The organism is Mesorhizobium sp. WSM1386 (assembly GCF_055901595.1).
The window spans coordinates 5080968-5099938 of record NZ_CM148373.1 but is presented as its reverse complement, the minus strand read 5'-3'; the positions used below and the strand labels follow the sequence as shown (position 1 = coordinate 5099938).

The 18971-nt window shown below is 63.8% G+C and carries 13 protein-coding genes; 7 read left to right on the top strand and 6 right to left on the bottom strand.

Going from position 1 to position 18971, the window contains the following annotated elements; all coding sequences use genetic code 11:
- The first annotated feature begins 70 nt into the window (after positions 1-70).
- From AC0NIH_RS25035 to AC0NIH_RS25015, 5 genes are all read left to right on the top strand, one after another.
- On the top strand, positions 71-373 hold the full coding sequence (locus AC0NIH_RS25035; protein ID WP_473468624.1) for a hypothetical protein: 303 nt from the start codon (positions 71-73) through the stop codon (positions 371-373).
- Positions 357-1415 carry a LacI family DNA-binding transcriptional regulator gene (locus AC0NIH_RS25030; protein ID WP_473468622.1) on the top strand — a complete coding sequence of 353 codons (1059 nt, stop codon included), beginning with the start codon at positions 357-359 and terminating at the stop codon, positions 1413-1415. Before AC0NIH_RS25035 ends, AC0NIH_RS25030 begins: the two co-directional genes overlap by 17 nt.
- Positions 1412-2929 carry a sugar ABC transporter ATP-binding protein gene (locus AC0NIH_RS25025; RefSeq protein WP_473468619.1) on the top strand — a complete coding sequence of 506 codons (1518 nt, stop codon included), beginning with the start codon at positions 1412-1414 and terminating at the stop codon, positions 2927-2929. Before AC0NIH_RS25030 ends, AC0NIH_RS25025 begins: the two co-directional genes overlap by 4 nt.
- Positions 2929-3984, top strand: coding sequence for an ABC transporter permease (locus AC0NIH_RS25020; protein ID WP_023779330.1), 1056 nt, complete (start codon positions 2929-2931; stop codon positions 3982-3984). The genes AC0NIH_RS25025 and AC0NIH_RS25020 overlap by 1 nt, the downstream gene beginning before the upstream one ends.
- Positions 3985-4051: 67 nt before the next feature.
- Positions 4052-5035 carry a substrate-binding domain-containing protein gene (locus AC0NIH_RS25015; protein WP_023766465.1) on the top strand — a complete coding sequence of 328 codons (984 nt, stop codon included), beginning with the start codon at positions 4052-4054 and terminating at the stop codon, positions 5033-5035.
- 100 nt (positions 5036-5135) lie between these two features.
- On the opposite strand, the gene AC0NIH_RS25010 is transcribed toward AC0NIH_RS25015, so the two are convergent.
- The 4 genes from AC0NIH_RS25010 to AC0NIH_RS24995 form a co-directional block, all read right to left on the bottom strand.
- Complete coding sequence (locus AC0NIH_RS25010; protein ID WP_473468617.1) at positions 5136-7505, bottom strand: endonuclease/exonuclease/phosphatase family protein; 2370 nt, start codon at positions 7503-7505, stop codon at positions 5136-5138.
- A gap of 128 nt (positions 7506-7633) precedes the next feature.
- On the bottom strand, positions 7634-8656 hold the full coding sequence (locus AC0NIH_RS25005; RefSeq protein ID WP_473468614.1) for an aminopeptidase: 1023 nt from the start codon (positions 8654-8656) through the stop codon (positions 7634-7636).
- Positions 8657-9123: 467 nt separating this feature from the next.
- On the bottom strand, positions 9124-9585 hold the full coding sequence (locus AC0NIH_RS25000; protein ID WP_287272435.1) for a GFA family protein: 462 nt from the start codon (positions 9583-9585) through the stop codon (positions 9124-9126).
- Positions 9586-9626: 41 nt separating this feature from the next.
- Positions 9627-11054 carry a coniferyl aldehyde dehydrogenase gene (locus AC0NIH_RS24995; RefSeq protein WP_287272436.1) on the bottom strand — a complete coding sequence of 476 codons (1428 nt, stop codon included), beginning with the start codon at positions 11052-11054 and terminating at the stop codon, positions 9627-9629.
- A gap of 96 nt (positions 11055-11150) precedes the next feature.
- Here AC0NIH_RS24995 and AC0NIH_RS24990 point away from each other — a divergent pair, with 96 nt between their 5' ends.
- A complete protein-coding gene (locus AC0NIH_RS24990; protein WP_473468611.1) occupies positions 11151-11762 on the top strand; it encodes a TetR/AcrR family transcriptional regulator in 612 nt (203 codons plus the stop codon).
- A gap of 275 nt (positions 11763-12037) precedes the next feature.
- On the opposite strand, the gene AC0NIH_RS24985 is transcribed toward AC0NIH_RS24990, so the two are convergent.
- Together AC0NIH_RS24985 and AC0NIH_RS24980 are read right to left on the bottom strand one after the other, a co-directional pair.
- Positions 12038-13012: a nucleoside hydrolase gene (locus AC0NIH_RS24985; RefSeq protein WP_473468608.1), complete on the bottom strand. Its 975-nt coding sequence runs from the start codon at positions 13010-13012 to the stop codon at positions 12038-12040.
- Positions 13013-13121: 109 nt separating this feature from the next.
- The gene (locus tag AC0NIH_RS24980) at positions 13122-17381 is read right to left on the bottom strand and encodes an autotransporter outer membrane beta-barrel domain-containing protein (protein WP_473468606.1); all 4260 of its coding nucleotides are present in this window, start codon (positions 17379-17381) and stop codon (positions 13122-13124) included.
- A gap of 359 nt (positions 17382-17740) precedes the next feature.
- On the opposite strand from AC0NIH_RS24980, the gene AC0NIH_RS24975 reads away from it, so the two are divergent.
- Positions 17741-18970, top strand: a complete 1230-nt coding sequence (locus AC0NIH_RS24975) for a TadE/TadG family type IV pilus assembly protein (protein ID WP_473468604.1) — start codon at positions 17741-17743, stop codon at positions 18968-18970.
- Position 18971 lies beyond the last annotated feature (1 nt).

The following is an 18971-nucleotide window of genomic DNA, read 5'->3' as shown; positions in this document are numbered from 1 at the left end:
CCCGACGCCTCAACGACCAGCCGGGCTCCGGAAATAGAAAATACCAGCCATTTCAAGCGAGCCTTTCTTCGTGAAGCTGGACCCAGATGCTTCTGCGATCCCGAACGATACCGCTATGTGTTCTCACGAGTATCGGCAGGTCAATCGTGCGCGCACGCTCTATTTTCCGCTAAAGATAAGATTGCGCGATTACCGCAGCACCACAACGAATGGTCTCGGCGAAAAAACGCATCGAAGCGATTGCGCAAACGTTTCGATGACATTATGGTTTCCCAAAATCCGCCGAAATCAATTAGAGCGGGCCAGGAAACGCATCATCAGGGAGGAGCGCTTGCCAGCACTCCGATTGAGCCATCATGCCGACAATGGCTGAGGTCGCGCGCCGCGCCGGCGTGTCGGTTTCGACCGTCTCGCATGTCATCAACCACACCCGCTTCGTCTCGCCGGAGAAGGCGCGGCTCATCAATGATGCGATTGCCGCGATGGGCTATCAGCCCAACGAGCTGGCACGGTCGTTGAAGGTGGCCTCGACCAACAGTGTCGGCCTGGCGATCTCGGCGATCTCCAATCCCTATTTCACCGACATCATCTGCGCGGTTGAGGCCGAATGCGCGCGGCTCGGCCTCATGGTGTTCCTCTCCGACACGCAGGAAGATCCTGACCGTGAGTTGTCGGTGGTCCGCGCCTTCCACCAGCGCCGGGTCGACGGCGTCATCCTGGCACCGTCGGGTTCGCCGCAGCGCGCCATCGACTACCTGGCCGAGAAGAAACTGCCTTGCGTGCTCATCGACCGCTTCGCCGACCAGCGCTTCGACCAGATCGGCGTCGAGAACGAAACCGCGATGCGGGCGCTCATCGACCACGTCGCCTCCTTCGGCCACAAGCGCATCGGCTATATCGCCGGCCAGCCGGGCCTGGCGACGACGCGCGAACGCATCGAGGCTTTTCGCGCCTCGCTCGCCGCCAATGGACTTGAGTGCCTGCCGCACTATGTCTCGCCCGAGAACGTCGACACGGCGAGCGCCACGGCATCGACCCACGCCATCCTGTCCCTGCCGTCGTCGCCCACGGCATTGGTCACCGGCAACAACATGACGACCATCGGAGCGGTGCGGGCAATCCGCGAAAGGGGCCTCTCGATACCGGGGGATCTCTCGCTTGCCGGTTTCGATGATTTCGAATGGGCCGATTGCTTCGAGCCGCGGCTGACGCTCGTCGCGCAGCCCTGCACCGAGATCGGCCGGCAGGCAGCGACCTTGCTGTGCGCCCGCATCGCGTCGAGCGGCCTGGAGCCGCAGGCGGTCCGGCTGCAGGCGACGCTGCAGGTCCGGCAATCCTGTGCGGGGCCGGTTCCCATGAGGTCGGCCCCCGTGAGGTCGGGCTCTGTGGGGTCTGTCGCTGTGAGGTCAATATGAGCGCGCCGTTGCTTTCCGTTACCGGTGCGGTCAAGCGCTTTGGCGGCGTCCAGGCGCTGCGCGGCGTCGACTTCGACCTCAAGGCGGGCGAGATCCACGCCCTGCTCGGCGAGAACGGCGCCGGCAAGTCGACGCTGATGAACCTGTTATCGGGCGTCTACACGCCGGACGAGGGCACCATCCTCATCGACGGCAAGCAGGTAACCTTCAACAATCCGCGCGAGGCGCAAGCCGCCGGCATCGCCACCATCTTCCAGGAGCTCGACCTGGTGCCGACGCTCGACGTCGCCGCCAACCTGTTCCTCGGCCGCGAGCTGATGCGGCCGGGCGGCTTCCTCGACGTGCCGGCGATGCGCGGCGAGGCCCGCAAGCGGCTGGAAGCCATCGAGGTTGCCATAGATCCGGCGGCGATGGTCGCCGACCTGTCGATCGGCCAGCGCCAGGTCGTGGCGATCGTCAAGGCGCTGTCCTACGCCTCGCGCGTGCTGATCATGGACGAGCCGACGGCGGCACTGACGGTCGGTGAGGTCGAAAGGCTGTTCGACATCATGCGCAAGCTTGCCGCCACCGGCGTCGGCATCGTCTACATCTCGCATCGCCTGGAAGAGGTGCCGCAGATCGCCGACCGGGTGACGGTGATGCGCGACGGCAGCATTGCCGGCGTCACCGAGCCGCACGCGCCGCAGGCGGAACTGGTTCGGCTCCTGGTCGGGCGGCCGCTGGACGAGCTTTATCCCGAACGCTCGAAGACCGCCGGCAAGACGCTGCTCAGCCTGCGCGATGCGAGCTTCAGGCTTGCCCATGAAAGTGCCGGATGGCAGCCGCCGACCGGCATCTCGCTCGACGTCAACGCGGGTGAGATCGTCGGGCTGGCCGGCATCATGGGGGCAGGGCGTACGGAACTGCTCAGCGCGCTCTACGGCGCCGGCCTGTCCGGCCGCTGGGAGGGCGAGGTCGCCATCGACGGGCGGCCGGTGAAACTGGATTCGATCAAGGCGGCGCGCGCGGCCGGCATTGCCTTTGTCACCGACGACCGCCGCGGCAGCGGCCTGATGCTCAGGATGGCGGTTGGCCTCAACCTCGTCATGTCGGTGATCCGCCGCATCTCGCCGGCCGGGTTGATGTCGCCGCGCCGCCAGGCCGATGCGGTGCGGCAATCCTTCGGCCAGTTCGACATCCGGCCGAAGAACCCCGACATCGCCGTCGGCGCGTTGTCCGGCGGCAACCAGCAGAAGGTGGTGCTGGCGAAGGAAATCCTCGGCAATCCCCGGCTGCTGCTGCTCGACGAGCCGACACGCGGCGTCGATGTCGGCGCCAAGGGCGAGATTTACGCGCGGTTGCGGCAATTGGCGGCACAGGGCCTCGGCATCCTGGTCGCCTCCAGCGAGATGCCCGAACTGATCGGGCTCTGCGATCGCATCGTGGTGCTGCGCCAGGGGCGCAATGTGGCAGAATTCATCGGCGGCGTCGACGAGCACACGGTGCTGGCCGCGGCAAATGGCAGGGAGGCCTGATGGCGGACGAAAAGATCTCGGTGGCGGTAGCTCCGGCGGTGCCGGCGGCAGCGCCAAAGCATCGCGACCCGCTGGCCCTCATCGTGCGCTTCCAGAGCCTGATCGGCTTGGTGCTGGTGGCGATCGGCGGCATCATCTTCTCGCCGCGTCGGCATGGCGAGATCCTGTTCCTGAACCCCGACAACATCGCCAACATCGTGCGCGCCGTGTCGGAGACCGGCATCATCGCCATCGGCATGACCTTCGTCATCATCACCGCCGGCATCGACCTCTCGGTCGGCGCCGTGCTTGGCCTGTCTAGCGTGGTGACAGCATCGATGATGATTTCCGGCGGTTTCGGCCTCATCCCCACCATCCTTGCCGTGCTGGTCATGGGCATCGTCTTCGGCACCATCCAGGGCACCATCTCCACCCGTTTCCGGCTCGAACCCTTCATCGTCACGCTCGCCGGCCTGCAGGCCGCGCGCGGTCTGGCACTCGTCGTCTCCGGCAACCAGTACATCAACATCTCCTATGGCGACGGGCCGGGCCTGGCGCCGCCGGTGTTTGCCGTGCTGGGCGAGCGTCTGTTCAACAACACCGTACCGGTGGCGACGCTGGTCTTCATCGTCTTTGCCGCGATCGCGACGGTGGTGCTCAACACCACGCGCTTCGGCCGCTACGTCTTTGCCGTCGGCGGCAATGAGCGCGCGGCGCGCATTTCCGGCGTGCCCGTATCCATGGTGAAGATCTCGGTCTATGCCATCACCGGCTTTGCCGCGGCGCTTGCCGGCATCGTGCATGCCGGCCAGTTCAATTTCGGCAGCGCCAATGACGGCATGGGCTACGAGCTGACCGCCATCGCCGCCGTGGTCATCGGCGGCACCAGCCTGTTCGGTGGTGCCGGCTCGATGGTCGGCACCGTTGCCGGCACCATCATGCTCGGCGCGTTGGCCAACATTCTTCAGCTCAACAACATCACGCCTGCCATGCAGCTGCTCGCGACCGCCGCGATCATCGTGTTGGCGGCAGTGCTTCAATCCCTCGTTCGCCGTCGCGAGGGTTTGGGTCGTTAGGAGGAAGGCGGCAGCAAGTGGACGTCAACCAAGGTCTGGCCCCCGGCCCGACGAGGAGGAGAGAGTTATGAAAACCACAACACAAAGGCGCGTGCTCAAGGCCGCGCTTCTGGCAGGCGCTGGCCTGTGCATTGCGGGAGCGGCGCAAGCCGCCGACCCGATGGTGAAAGCCTGCGCCAAGGACGGCCAGTTCATCATCGGCTTTTCGCAGGCGAACAATGCCGAACCCTACCGCCAGCACGTCAATGACGAGCTGACCGCGGCGGCCAAGGAAGTGCCGGGCTTCACCCTGCAGATCGCCGACGGCGCCGGCAACGTCAACACGCAGACCTCGCAGGTCGACAACTTCATCACCCAGAAGGTCGACATCCTGCTGATCTCGCCCTTCGAGGCGGCACCGCTGACGCCGGCGGTCAAGCGCGCCATGGATGCCGGCATCCCGGTCATCGAACTCGACCGCAAGACGGTCGGCGACCCCGGCAAGGACTACACCGCCTTCATCGGCGGCGACAATTACAAGATCGCCATGGAAGCCGGCAAATACACCGCCAAGACGCTGCTGCCCGACGGCGGCGAGGCGGCGGTGCTGGAAGGCCTGCCGAGCTCGACGCCGGCTGTCGAACGGCTGAACGGCTTCAAGGACGGCGTGAAGGAAAACGCCAAGATCCAGGTGGTCGCCGAGCAGGCCGCCGACTGGGTGCCGGACAAAGCCCAGACCGCGTTCGCCGCCATGCTGCAGGCGCACCCCGACATCAAGGTGCTCTATGCTTCCAACGACATGATGGCGGCCGGCGCGCTGCTCGCCGCCAAGGGTGCCGGCAAGGACGTCAAGATCATCGGCACCGATGGCCTGCCGGGACCGGCCGGCGGCATCGAGGCCGTCGCCAAGGGTGACTGGGCGGCGACCTTCACCTATCCGACGGGCGCCAAGGAAGCGATCGAGATGTCGAAGAAGATCCTGCTCGATTGTGCGACCTCGGTGGAGCCGACGGTGACGGTGGAGACCACCGCGATCACCGCCGAAAACGCCAAGGCGCTGGCCGGGAAGTAGGGCAGGGCCCTACAATCGAAGGTGTCGCGACAAGGCCCCGCAAGGGGCCTTGTTTTTTGGAATCGATCAATCGGCAGGAGGCGGCTCGACCTCGGCCTTGCTACGGCGCGGCCGCCACGGGCTCGTTCCTGCGCATCGTCAGTTCGTAGTTGAGCCGGTAGCGGCCGCCCTCGAATTTCCAGATCAGCGGGGTGCGCACGCCGTCGATCGAGCTGGCGCCGGCCGGCAGGTCGGGAAAATCCCTGACGTGGCTGGGGTCGTCCCGGATGGTGTCCTGCTCGAACACCTTAAGTCCGGCATGGTCGACGAAGGTGAGGGTCGATCTGCCGAACCGCGTCGCCCAATCCTTCTGGTCGGCGGAGTCGTCGCAGTCGAACTCCACCTCGCCCGAAGCCGGAAAACGGATGGTGCGGCTGTCGATCGACAGCTGCGTGAAGATGTCGTCGGAGCCGAATTCCGGATTGGTCTCGTCCTCGCAGATCAGCGCCTTGATCTCGAGATTGCGCACCGTGGTCTGCATGGAGGCGCGCACCCGCACCGGCTGGTTTCCGGCCGCGGCCTGGTGGACGACCAGATAGCCGTGCGTGCCGTTGCCCATGGCGTCGCTGACGATGCGGCTGCTGCCGGAGATAGCGATCGGCGGTTCGCCGCCATGCGGGTTGTCGAACTCCTCCAGCGTCGCCTTGTAGCCGTTCGGGTCGGGCAAGCCGTCGGCGGTCAGCGTGACGGTCTGGTCGGCGCCGCTGTCGGCCTCGCCGACGACGTCGAAACGGAACCAGGCTTCGTCCTGGCTGCCGAGCAGGCTGCCGGCTTCCGTGAGCGAGGCGAACTGCGGCGGCTCGCCAGGCTGCAGCGGGCAGGCCTCTTCCTTGGTCGCACAGGTATGGCGACGCACCAGCAGCGCATAATTGCCTCGCCAGTCGCGGTCCTTGCCGGTGACGCGGATGAAGAACTCCTTGGGCAGCGCATAGGTGTGGACGGTGAAGGTTTGCTCGCCGTCGTGGACCGTCCTGGTGTCGCCGTAATAGCTGGAGATCGGCGTCGTCATGTTGGACGGCTGGTAGATGTCGATGTTGACGCCCGGATTGTCGGCGCCGATCGAATAGCTGCCCGCATCCTGACGCACGACGTGGAACCACTGCATCGAACCCGGGAAGCGGATCTGGGTGACGTCCTGGCCGTTCCTGAAATCGATTACCTCCTCGGCCTGCGGCTTGCCGTCCGGCCCCTTCTTCGGCTTCAGGTCGACCTGGTAGGCGATGCCCGGATGACAGAAATTGTTGCCGAGATTGAGGTCGGCGGTCAAAAGATTGTGGTCGCTCTCGAGGTTGACGAAATCGACCGGGATGGTGACATGCTGGACGCAGATCGGTCCTTCGATGCCGCCGCTCAGATAAGGCTGCGGCGCGGCGAGGATATAATCGTAGCGCTCGCCGTCGATGTAGTTGGAGATGCCGGGGTCGGCGCGGTTGGTCGCTGCCCAGCTGTCATAATGCTTGGATGTCCAGTATTTGCCGGGACTGGCGAAGCGGCGCGCCCATTCGCCCATCGGCTGGTGGAACACCGGCACGTTCAGGTCGCCCATCACCAGCACCCGTTCGCGCTTGCGCTGCGCGGCCGTCAGCGGCGACAGCGTCGTCTCGATCAGCTTCTGGACCTGGTCGAACTGCGCATCGCGGGCGTCGGCGTGAAGCTCGGGCGGGCTCTTGTCGAAATAGTCGGCCTGGGCATGGGTGAAGATGACCGTGTAATTGCTTTGCGAGGGCTGGTGGAGCAGCCGCACGATCGCCGCGCCCTTGCCGGACAGGCAGTCGACGCCGCCGCAATGATCGTAGAGCGTGAAGCCGACCTCGTCGGTCGCGGCATCCAGCGTCTCGCCGTCGTTCTTGCCCCATTTGAAGCTGCCGTCGGGCAGCGGCAGGAACTTGAACTCCTTCTTGGCGAAGAACATCAGGCCGCTGTCCTCGCCGTCGATCTTCTCGACCGGCTCGCCATAGATGGCGACGGCCGCCGCCGGATCGAGGCTGGTGATGGCATCGACGATGGCCTGCGGCCGCACCTTCAAGAGCGCGGCGTCGATCTTGCGCACGAAGTTCGGATAGACCGGCGTCAGCCTGTCGATGAGGATCTGCTTGGCGTCCTCGTCCCAGGCCTCGTTGATGGCGATGATGTCGAAGCGGTCGGTGTCCTTGAGAATGGTCTCGGCGAGATGCTTGGCCTGTTTTTCGGTCTGGCCGTGGATCTGGATGAGGCAATCGGCGAAGTTCGGATTGGCGCATTTGAAGATCGGCGACAGCAGATAGGCGTTGAAGGTGGCGACGCGCACCGTTTCCACTTCCTGGCCGCTCGCGCCGATCGGCTCGGCAAGAAGCGTGACAGCAAAGACCGCCAACCCGGCCAGGACTCTGCCCAGCCAGGACCCGGAAAAAACCGCCAGCAATCGACCGCCCATCTTTGCCCCCGCGCTCATTGAACGAAACCCCGCTCACCCAATGAAACCCCGCTCACCAATGAAACTATGACAAAGACAACCGTCCACACCATGAAGCGCTTCACATTGCCCTGCGGGCCAGGCTTGCGCGGCCTTGCTCGCCAATATCAGTTACAGGCAGCGGCGGTCTTCAGAGCCTGGGCTCGGGAAGGTGCGGGCAGATCTCCGATCCGGCGAACGGCGGCATAAAACCTTGGATAGTCGCCGGAACACAAATCGAACAGGCGAAGAAATGCCGGAACCTGTTCGCCGTAGACAGCGGTCGCGGCGAGCTTGGCATTGTTGATCGGGGCCGCGAACCAGGCATCGTATCCCCGATATCCGGCCCATTGCTTGTCGCGCATCCGCCGGTAACGCACCCGCAGCCTGTCGATCGTGGCTGCCTTGGCAGCCGCCATCTTCTCCGGGGTCCGGGGACTTCGATAGACTTGGCCCAACTCGTCCCGCGTTTTCGCGATCAGCCGAAGAAAATCCGCGCTGCGCTTGCGATTCGTTTCATAACGGCGCAACCCGGCGCGATTGCCGGTGGCGCGAAGCCATTTCCGCACGCCGCTGGTTTCGACGGAGACCGCGAAAGCCTCGTTGAACGCGGAGTCGCCGTCGACATAGATTTTCTGATGCGCCAGCTCGTGAAAGACAAGGCTGGCGAGATAGGTGTCGTCCTGGCGCAGCATGGTGCTGAGCAGCGGGTCGCTGAACCAGCCCAGCGTGGAATATGCGGTGACGCCCGAGACGTAAACGTCGAGCCCCTGTCGCTGCAGTTCGACAGCGCTTTCAGCCGCGGATTTCCGCGAAAAGTAGCCCCGGTACGGAACGCAGCCGAAGACCGGAAAACACCATGTAATTGGCGTGAGCGAGAATTGCGGTGCGGCAAAAACCGCATACGTCACATCGTCCCGGCCGATGTCGACATAACTGCGATAGCTGCCGTTTTCGGGCAGCGCCAGTTCATCCGTGGCAAAGCGACGTATGGCGCTCGCCGACGTCAGCTTGGCGCGCAATGCCTCCGGCGTCGAAGGATCGCGGATGAGGCTCCCGACATTTTTCCGCGCCGCCATGATCCGCACATGGCCCTCCACCGACTGCGCATAATAGGAAACGCTGGTGCACCCGGCCAAGCCGGACGCCATGATCACAGCGGCAAGCCATCGAAAAACCCGCTTCCTGCCCACCGCTTGCTTGTCTCCCCATGGAGCAAATGCCCCATTTGCCCCTGTGTCTCAAACAGGCGCGCCGATTTTCGTCAAGGGCTGGTGGGGGCAGCAGGGGCGGACTTTGGTGGGATTGGCGAGGCGGCCGTTCGCGTATGAAGCGATGGATGGCGACTGTCTGACAAAATCGGCGGAACGCGGACTCTCCGCTGAGCCCAACTCGAACGTCGGCTTTGCGCCTCATATCGGTCGTTGAGATCAGCTTCGGCGCTTCCTGAAAGCGAACGTCCTTGGGACCCTAATAGTGTTCGCTGTTGCGCCAATTCTTGACACTCGCGCAGACTGCTGCGCAGTCGTGAACCGACCCTAATCTGCCGCCGGGCATTGCCCCCGCTGGCCTAGAAGAGCAATCGGATCATGCTTCGCCAAATAATCGACTCGCCATTTCACAAACCACTCACGATCAGTTTCCCGACCGCCAACTCGCTCGCGAAGTAGCCGCTGTATTTGGGTACGCTATCGGGCGTGTCCCGCACACGACGGTGATAGAACATGTCGAACCGAACCGGCGGCAGCCGGGCCGCGGACTCGAAGTTGCTGGCCGGGATGAACATCACCTTGAACCGCCCGAAGCCCGCAACTTCCACAACCGGCTTGCCGCAGGCCCGGCAGAGCCCGCGATTGAAGTTCGGCGGCGGACGGTATTTCTTGAAGGAGATATTGCCGGCGTTTTTCAGCACGACATCCTTGCCGCGAACGGCGACCACATCCGCGAACGGTTTGCCGTTGAACGCCTGGCAGATCAGGCAGTGGCACCGGAACCTGGCCTTCGGCGAGGTATGCACCTCGAACGAGCAGGCGCCGCATTCGCAGGAACCGCGTAGTGGCAACGACGTGTCGGTGGTCATGTGCGGATGCTCCTGAGCTTGACTTGATGACGGCATGCTGGTTACCGGAGCATCATGTTGAGGATGATATCGATCGGCTGTCTGAAGGGGGCGTGGAGAAGATTGGAGAGGTTCCAGCGGCCCTGCTCATAGATCCCTTTGGCATGGCTGAAGGTACGGAAACCTTCGATGCCATGGTATGCGCCCATGCCGCTGGGACCGACACCGCCGAAAGGCAAGTCATCCTGGGCGATGTGCATGATCGTACCGTTGATGGTGACGTTGCCGGAGGTCGTTCGGCTCAGCACTTTGCGTCGGTCTTCGTCATCGGCACCGAAGTAGTAGAGCGCGAGCGGACGGGGCCGGGCGTTCACGTAGGCGATCGCTTCTTCGACGTCGCGGTAGGGAAAAATCGGCAGGACCGGGCCGAAGATTTCCTCATGAGCGATGCGCATGTCGTCCGTGATCCCGAGGACGACGGTTGGCGCCAGCGTGTTGGGGCGTCGGGAGGCATCGCCGGGCCGGTTGCCGACCTCGATGATCTGCGCTCCTTTGGAGCGAGCATCGTCGATCAGGCTCTGAAGCCGGGCATAGTGCCGCTCGTTGATGATTGCGGTGTAGTGTTCACTCGTCGGACCGTCAGCATAAAAGGACGCCACCTTCCGGTCATATGCCTTGACGAACGCGTCAACGTCGCTTTCGTGGACGAGTGCGTAGTCCGGGGCGATGCAGGTTTGTCCGGCACTGAGCAGCTTTCCGTAGGCAATTGACGCCGTCGCTTGGTCAAGGGCGTGGCCCTTGGCAACGATGCTAGGTGACTTGCCTCCGAGTTCGAGGGTAACCGGAACGAGGTTGCCGCTTGCGGCCTTCATCACCGATCGCCCTACTGCGGTGCTCCCGGTGAAGACCAAGTGGTCGAACGGCAAGGCCGAGAACGCCGATCCTACGGCCGCATCGCCGGTGACGATCGCGAACTGATCTTCGGGGAAGATCTCGCCCAGCATCTTCGCGAGCAGCGCATTGGTGACGGGTGTGAACTCCGAGGGTTTCAGCATCACCCGGTTTCCGGCAGCGATGGCTGTGACGACCGGCATCAGCGAGAGGTTCACCGGGTAGTTCCACGGCGACATTACGCCGATGACGCCAAGCGGCTGATATTCGATGCGGGCGTTGCCCATCCGCATATGCAGAGCAACGTGGCGGCGGGTCGGCGCCATGAATTTGCGAAGGTTGCGGATCAGATACTTCGTGCCCTCGGCTACCCCTCCAACCTCCATGATCGCCGTCTCATACCTTGAGCGGTGCCCGAAATCGGCATTGATGGCGTCTTCGATCGCCTTGCGATGCCCGATGATCGCGGATCGGAACTTGGTTAGATCGGCGCGTCGCTGCGCCAGCGAGGGCGCTCCGTCACGCAGGAAGGCAGCACGTTGGCCAGCGAGGAGACTGCCTAGCCGATCAGCGTCGGTGATTTCTGCGATTGCGTTCATGGTCCACTCCGATGTAGACAGGAGAAACTTCCACCTTGACATAGGCGCTTAAGTAGTCAATGTCAACAATGTAACCACAAGAAACTTTGAGGCATCATGAAGGACGCGCCCAGCCGCCCCTATCACCACGGTGATCTCCGTCGTGCGGTTATCGAAACGGCTTTGGATATGCTTCGCGAGGAGAAGGGCTGGCAGTTCACGCTGCGGGAAGTCGCCCGCCGGGCCGGCGTAAGCCACGCGGCGCCCTACAAGCACTTTCCGGACAAAGCCGCGCTGCTTGCGGAGCTCGCAATGATTGGCTTCGACCGGCTGCGGGCGTCCATATCGGCAGCCAAGCCCGAGGCGCCCAAATCTCTGCGCGACGAAATCGCTCCGGTAGCTCATGCCTACGTCGCGTTCGGAACGGACAACCCGGCTCTCTACCGCCTGATGTTCAGCGCAGGGGAGGAAAAAGCCGCAGGCGTGCATCTCAATGAGCGGGCGCTCGCGGTCTTCGATGTGGCGCTCGAGATCCTGCGGTGCGGCCAGGACGCGGGGAGCATTCGCAAGCGGGCGTTAGAAGGTCAGGCGGCAGCCTGGTGGGGGCTCATCCACGGTATGACCATGCTTGCGATCGACGGGCTCCTGGTGCCCGAGAAAGTCGGATCGGCCCCCTTGGATGCGGCGTTGAGCACGCTGGTGGAAGGCTTGGGGAATCCCGCAATATGACACGAGCTGTTCATGCAAAAATATCCGCTATTGGCCGCAAACAGCGTAGTGAATGACCACTTCTCGCCACCCAGTGCCAACTGTCAGTGCAATCTTGCGAGCAGCGGCTTTGGGTCAGATCAGAACGTTGCTCGCGCAGAACTGAATGTCAGCTTTTACAGATCTTGCTGCTAGGAGTTGGCGGTCCGCCTCGGCCCCCAAGACGACGTCATGGAGTCCTGCGGCGCGTGTCACCGCTATACCGACGGAAGGCCATGACAGCCAGCCTCGCCATCTCACCCCTTACCCTTCGCCAACCGCTCCAGCGCATCCACAATCAAATCGCAGAACTTCGCATGATCGAGCTTCATAGCCATGCTGTGCCTGAAGTCGAGCTGCTCGCTCGCCGTGCCGCCGAAATGGTGCATGCCGCCCATCTTTTCGAAATTGCAGACAGTCATGCCCTTGGTCCACCGGCCGGCAAGCTCGACGCGGATGTCGGCTTTCTCGGTGGTGAAGACGGTCGGGTCGATCATGGCCGCCACGCAGCATGCGTCATGGACGGCGGGATACTCGATCTGCAGCAGGCCGCAATGCGTGGTCGCTATGAACTCCCAGATATCGAGGATGAACTTGGCGATCGGGCCGCCGACGGCGCGCACCCGGTCCTGAAGCGCCGTGGTGGCGAGCGCCTGGTGCGTCAGGTCGAGACCCACCATGGTGACGTCCCACTTGGACCGGAACACAACATCGGCGGCTTCCGGATCGCCATAGATGTTGAACTCGGCCGCGGGCGTGATGTTGCCTCGGGTATAGCTTCCCCCCATGGCGACGACCCGCTTCACTCGGCTGACGATGCGCGGCTCCTTGCGCACGGCCAAGGCGATGTTGGTGTAGGGACCGACAGGCACCAGCGTGACCGTCTTCGGCTCATGCGCCATGACCGTGTCGATGATGAAGTCGACGGCATGGCGCTTGTCGAGCTCGAACGAGGCGGACGGCAGCTCGGGGCCGTCGAGCCCGGTCTCGCCGTGGATCTCGATGGCCAGCACCTGGTCGATGAGCAGCGGGCCGGGAGAGCCCTTCGCCACCGGCACCTTGATGCCGTAGGCGGTGCAGACCGAAAGCGCATTGCGCGTGGTGTTCTCGACATTGTGGTTGCCCGAAACCGTGGTGATGCCGAGGAGATCGATGTTCGGATTGCCCGCCGCCAGCAGGATGGCGATCGCGTCATCATGCCCAGGGTCGCAGTCCAGGATGATCTTTTCCATGGTGGCACCTCTTCTGTCGGCCGAGCTTGCCGGAACAAGAAACTGGCGTGCCTGTGCCGTCAAGCGGCACAGGGCCGGGTTTTGGCGGGACTTAGCGACCGTGGGCTTTCTACCACTTGACCCGCAAACCGAGCGAACCCGTCAGTGCATGACTGTCACCGAAGTTCTCCAACCCCGTGCGGGCGACAGCTTCGCCAAAGACGGAGAACTTGTCGTCGGCCCAGTTGATCGTGCCGCCGATGCCGAGACCGCCCCAGAGCTTGTCGTTCCTGCTCGAGAGGCTGCTGCCGGCCAGGTCGACCGACGAGCCGTCCTCGAAGTCGTAATAGAGATTGGCGATCGTGTAGACATTCGTGTGCCCGGTCCGGCCGCTGCGGTCCTGCCACTGTGACTGGTGGTCGAGCGACAGGCCGAGACGGCCAAGCAGGCTATCATTGCTGCCGGGCGTAACCCTTGCGCCAAAGGCGTCGGTGAACGCGTCGAGGTCGACGGACGACCAGGCAAGCTGCGCTTGCGGCGTCAGCGACCAGCTCGGGTCGAGCATGATGCGCTTGCCCGCTTCGACGCCGAGCGCGTAGCCAACGCCATTGTTGCCGTCGACCAGCCGCTGTCCGGCGGTCGCCGAGTCGAGATCGCTGTCGTACCAGATCACCTGCGCCTGGCTGTCGAGGTAGAACCCTTCCGCGCCGTACCAGGTCAGCGAACCGGAAACGCCGGTGCCGGTGCTGTCGATCGACCCGCTGCCGAATAGCGACGAGACGTCGGCTGATACGGTGCCGTACTGGAAAGCGACACCGCCGATGAGCTGACCGGCGGCGCTGTCGGAAAGCAGCATGTCGGCGCCGGTCTGAAGCTTCCAGGTCGACGTGTCGTAAGTCGTCCCGGTTGTGGAGTTTTCCGGATCATAGGAGCCGCTGGTGCCCTCGATCCTGCCCCACAAGCCGATGCCTGCCTCTGCCCTCACATCGTCGGAAACCCCGTCGGCGCCTTGCGCTTCCACGGTCCACGACCGGTTGCCGAGCCGCTGCTGCAGAGTGCCCAATTGGTTGAAGGTCTGCAATGCACCCGCATAAGCCTCGTACAGCGGTGCGCCGGCCTGATAGAGCGGAGTTCCGGGTCCACCGCCATCGATCAGGGCGGAACGCAGATACCAGTCGCCGTCGCCGGGCGTGCTCGTGCCGCCCTGGTAGAGCCGGTAGGCATAGGCGCCGCCGACCACCGCCTGATCGCCTTGGAAGGTGTAGTTGCCCTTGAGCGAGAAGCTGCCGTTCGAGACGCCGCCGACATCGACGATCTTGATGCCTTCGGCCGTCTGCGCCCCGCCGCCGCCGAGATTGACGACCTGGAGCGTGCCCGCGCCTGACGTACCCCCGGCGATAACCAGCATGTTGGTCTGTGAGTTGTCGGCACCCAGGGCGGCGCCGATGAGAACATTGCCGCCATTGCCGACATAGTCGCCGCTGACGGTCAGCTTGCTTCCAAGACTGCCGGCGATGCCTACCGTTCCCGCGTTGGTCAGCCCTGCGATCGTCTGCGAAGTGCCGGCGAGATCGAGCGTCGCGCCCGAGGCGACCGAGAACTGCGAAGCGGAACTGAACGCGTTGGCCGCGCCCGCGGCGAGCGTGCCGCCATTGACCAAAGTGGCGCCGGCGAAAGCCGAGTTGTCCGAGGCCAGAACCACTGTCCCCAAGCCGTCCTTGACGAAATTTCCGGCGCCCGAGAGCACGCCGGCATAGCTCGCATTGGCGGTCTGGTCGAAGGTGAACGAGGCGCCGGCGCCGATCGAGACATCGCCGCCGAAGCGCTCGGCCGCCGCGACGAGGCCGCCTTGGTCGATGGTCCAGTCCAGCAGCGACGTGCCTGAAAGGGTCAGCGTGCCGGCGCCATCCTTCACCATCGCGCCGGTGCCGGAGATATCGCCGGCAAAGCTGGCGTCCGCCGCCTGGTCGAAGACGACGATGCCGGCATTGCCGATGTTGCCTCGGATCGAAGCGGCATTGCCGACCAAGGTGCCAGCCCCCACCAGCGTGTTGCCGCCATAGCTGTTGGTTCCGGTCAGCGTCAGCGTGCCGGCGCCGGTCTTGGCAAGGCTGCCGGCGCCCGAGATCGCGCCGGACAAGGTGAGGTCGGCCACGGTGTCGAATGTGCCTCCGGCCGCCGAAAGTATGACACCGCGCGCGGAGCCGAAGGCCGCCGTATTGCGCAGCGTGCCGCCCGACAGGGTGAGGGCGCCAGCGGCGTCGCCGAGATTGTTGTCGGCCGCAACCGAAAGCACGCCGCCCAACACCGTCGTGCCGCCCGCGTAGCTGTTGGCGCCCGACAGCACCAGCGTACCCGCATCGGTCTTGGTCAAACTGCTGGCCCCGGTGAGCACCGAGGCGATGGTGGCTGTATAGCCCGCGCCAGCCACCGTCCCGTCGCCGACCCGGATGATGCTCTCGCCGCCGGCGCCGGCCAGTGTGACCGGATCGCCCTCGATGCGGTAGCCATCGGCGGCGAACTGCATTCCGGTGACCTCCAGCGCGCCGGCACTGTCGTCGGCGACGACGGTGCCGCCGAGCGTCTGGAAGACGGCAAAGCCGGGTTGCGGTTTCATGGCTCCGTTGACCAGGCCGGTGCTGGTCGTCCAATTTGGGCTGGTCGCCGTCCAGGTGCCGTTGCCGCCATCGACCAGATTGTTGTTGGCGTTGCCGGCTGCATCGCCGTCCCAAAACCACAAATCGGTGCCGACGCTGCTGATCAGATTGACCTGCTTGTTGACAGAGGTCTGCACCGTCAGGTCGGCGGCCGTGACGCCGGCCGGCAAATTGCCGAGCTCGAGGCCGTGGTCGGTGAGCGCGCCGCCATAATTGATCAGCCGGTACACGCCGGGCCCGAAGCCGCCGACATCGGTGATGTTGAGGCTGCCGTCCAGCGTCAGCGCGCCGGTCACCTCGATCAGGTCGTTGACACCGCCACCGACAACGCCGGCCTGGCCAAGCTCGTAGTCGAGGATCGAGCCGGAGCTCAGGCTGAGCGACCCGACCGTAAGCGTGCCCGGGCTGGACCCTGGCGCCAGCACACCGCCATCGGCGACGATCACCGCGCCACCGATCGAGCCGGAACCGCCCAGCGTGCCGCCGCTGTTGACCGTCGTTTCGGTGTTGCCGAGCGAGCCCTCGACGACGAGCTTGCCGGCGTTGACCGTCGTGCCGCCGGTGTAGGTGTTGGCGCCGGTGAGGATCGTCGTTCCGCTGCCGATCTGGTTGACCGTTCCGGTGCCGCTGATGATACCGCCATATGTCAGCGCGTCGCTGCGGTTGAAGGCCAGCGTGCCAGCGTTGGCGACGTCGCCGATGATCGAGCCGCTGGTGCCGTCATTTCCCAGTTGCAGGGTGCCTTGCTGGATATCCCAGTTGGTGGTGGCCGTGTTGTCGGCCGTCAGTGCCCAGGTGCCGCTGCCGGTCTTCTCGAAAATGTCGAAGTTGCGATACTGCCCGGCGGCGCCAATCGAACCATCCAGGATCGAGAAGCCGGTTCCGTTGAGCCGGAGGCGGTCGGTGGTCGCCGTGGCGTTCGCCACCACATTGCCGAAAATCTGCGAGCCGTCCTGCAGCTCGAGACGGATTACGCCGGTTGTCGGCGTGATGTTCGAAACCCAGCCGATCGCGTCGGCGCCGGTTCCAGCGCGGATCGTGCCGCTGTTGACAACATCGATGGAGCCGACAGCGTTGTTGCCGGCGATGGCGCCCACACCCGGGCCACCGCTTTCGATGGTGCCGGTGTTGATGATCTGACCGGCACCATTTCGAACGTAGACGCCAATACCGCCGCTGCCGCTCCCAGCCGGCCCACCGCGTATCGTTCCGTTATTGGTCAAGGTAGCGACAGCACCCGGGCCGCCGAAATCGACGCCCGCGCCGCCGGATCCTGAAGCCCCGGTTCCGCCCTGGACCAAGCCCATATTGATCACCGCGGCCCCAGTCCGGATCTGCAGGCCTGCTGATGAAGTGCCGCCATCCGAGCCCTTGAACGTGCCCATCAGCGTCCGCACGGCGCCAGCGCCGGAGATTGGAACACCGCTGCCCGGTGCGCCAAACAGGGTAAACCCTTGCGTGTCGATCGTCAGCGGCTTGGTGGGCGTCGGCAAGTTCGAGGACGATACTGTGAAACTGGCGGTCAACGTGATCGTCGCGTTGGGATCAGAATCGGCATTCGCGGCTGTAATCGCGGCGCGAAGCGCGCCATCGCTGTTGGCGACGTAGTTGCCCGCCACCGCATGGCGCGGCGCCATCCCGGCGGCGACCAGCGCTGCCAGGGAAGCCCCCGCCCAAAACCGCCCGCGCGCCACGGCCAAAACCCCGCCGCGCACGTGAATCCGTCCCGCCATGCCTTCTTCCCCTGATTCCTGATGCACCGAACGCAGCATGAATGCTACCGCCCGGCAATCCATCTATAGTCCAGAGGACTACCAAAACGCTAAGGATGTTGTGCAACTGCAACTATATAACGGAGGCAGCTAAATTTATATTTGAAAAGTCTAAATTAGCCCATCGGACTATACGGGGGGCGCTGTGCCGTTAACAGCCGGTAAACCATCCGCGGCGCCCGCGCCGAGAATTTATTGTTCACGAGAAATTTACGGGCACGATCAGCCAAGCCGGCTTTTGAATCAAATCGAAGCCGCGACCAAAATGAACCGAACTTTTTAGCCATTCCTTCACATATGCGTGCTTTCTAATTTACGCTATGGCCTGCGATTGCTTCACCCGAACTTGGCTCATGGCGACCGCTCTATGCCGGAGCAAAAGTGCAAACGTCGCCACGATCTTCGCGCTTACCCTGCCGATCGTCGTCGGTGCGGCGGGCTTTGGCGTGGAAACCTCCTACTGGTATTATAACAGCCTAAGATTGCAGGCCACGGCGGATGCCGCGGCCTATGCCGGCGCGCTGGAGCAAATTTCGGGTTCCGACAAGCCGACAGTCATCGCGGCGGCGACCCAGTCGGCCGCGACGAATGGGCTCGGCTCGGGCACGATCGTCGTCAATACGCCGCCCCTGTCTGGGCCGAACACGGCCAAGAAAGCGGTAGAGGTCATCGTCGGGCAGAACCTCGACCGCATTTTCACGTCGATTTTCACGCAAGACAAGGTTCCCGAGCACGCGAGGGCCGTGGCGCTCATCACCGATGCCTCGAGCGCCTGCATGCTCGCGCTCGATCCGTCTGCTTCGCAGGCGGTGCTGTTTTCAGGCAATACGAACGTGAAGGTCGTCGGCTGCTCGGTTATGTCGAATTCGATCGCTTCCGATGCCATCAAGCTTCAGGGCTCGGCGGGCCTCCAGGCGGATTGCCTGATAACGGCGGGCGGTGTTTCTCTCAGCAACCCCGTCACCACGGTCTGCGCCGCGCCGATCACCCAGGCGCTGCCCGCCGCCGACCCCTATGCCGGCTTGCCGGCACCGGCGGCCTCGAACCCCTGCCAGAACGCCAACAAACCGACGCTAGGGCCGGGTACGTACTGTAATGGACTCAGTCTTAGCGGCAATGTCACGCTTCAGCCCGGCGTCTATGTCATCCAGGGCGGCGATTTCAAAGTGAATGCGAACGCCAATATCTCCGGCGACGGCGTTACCATTTACGTTGCCGGTGCATCGCGTGTTTCGATGAACGGCAACGCCACCGTCACGTTAAGCGCACCGACATCCGGCACCTATTCGGGCGTGCTGATGTATGGTGACAGGACGGGTACCGGTGGACAGAGCACCTTCAACGGCACGGCGTCGTCGCTGCTGACGGGCTCGCTTTATTTCCCCAAGCAACAGGTCAACTATCTCGGCAATTTCTCGGGCAAGAACGGTTGCACCCGGGTTGTTGCGGATCTGATCCAGTGGTCCGGCAACTCAACCATCAATCAGAATTGCAAAAGCCTGGGAATAGACAACATTCCAGCAGCGCCGTCCGTGGCGCTGGTCGAGTAGC

Bases quoted from the DNA above. Each gene is read 5' to 3' on its own strand.
- AC0NIH_RS25000 (WP_287272435.1), bottom strand. From the start codon at position 9,585: ATGACCACCGACACGTCGTTGCCACTACGCGGTTCCTGCGAATGCGGC.
- AC0NIH_RS24985 (WP_473468608.1), bottom strand. From the start codon at position 13,012: ATGGAAAAGATCATCCTGGACTGCGACCCTGGGCATGATGACGCGATC.
- AC0NIH_RS25030 (WP_473468622.1), top strand. From the start codon at position 357: ATGCCGACAATGGCTGAGGTCGCGCGCCGCGCCGGCGTGTCGGTTTCG.
- AC0NIH_RS24990 (WP_473468611.1), top strand. From the start codon at position 11,151: ATGAAGGACGCGCCCAGCCGCCCCTATCACCACGGTGATCTCCGTCGT.
- AC0NIH_RS24995 (WP_287272436.1), bottom strand. From the start codon at position 11,054: ATGAACGCAATCGCAGAAATCACCGACGCTGATCGGCTAGGCAGTCTC.
- AC0NIH_RS25025 (WP_473468619.1), top strand. From the start codon at position 1,412: ATGAGCGCGCCGTTGCTTTCCGTTACCGGTGCGGTCAAGCGCTTTGGC.
- AC0NIH_RS25010 (WP_473468617.1), bottom strand. From the start codon at position 7,505: ATGAGCGCGGGGGCAAAGATGGGCGGTCGATTGCTGGCGGTTTTTTCC.
- AC0NIH_RS24980 (WP_473468606.1), bottom strand. From the start codon at position 17,381: ATGGCGGGACGGATTCACGTGCGCGGCGGGGTTTTGGCCGTGGCGCGC.
- AC0NIH_RS25015 (WP_023766465.1), top strand. From the start codon at position 4,052: ATGAAAACCACAACACAAAGGCGCGTGCTCAAGGCCGCGCTTCTGGCA.
- AC0NIH_RS24975 (WP_473468604.1), top strand. From the start codon at position 17,741: ATGGCCTGCGATTGCTTCACCCGAACTTGGCTCATGGCGACCGCTCTA.
- AC0NIH_RS25020 (WP_023779330.1), top strand. From the start codon at position 2,929: ATGGCGGACGAAAAGATCTCGGTGGCGGTAGCTCCGGCGGTGCCGGCG.
- AC0NIH_RS25005 (WP_473468614.1), bottom strand. From the start codon at position 8,656: ATGGCGTCCGGCTTGGCCGGGTGCACCAGCGTTTCCTATTATGCGCAG.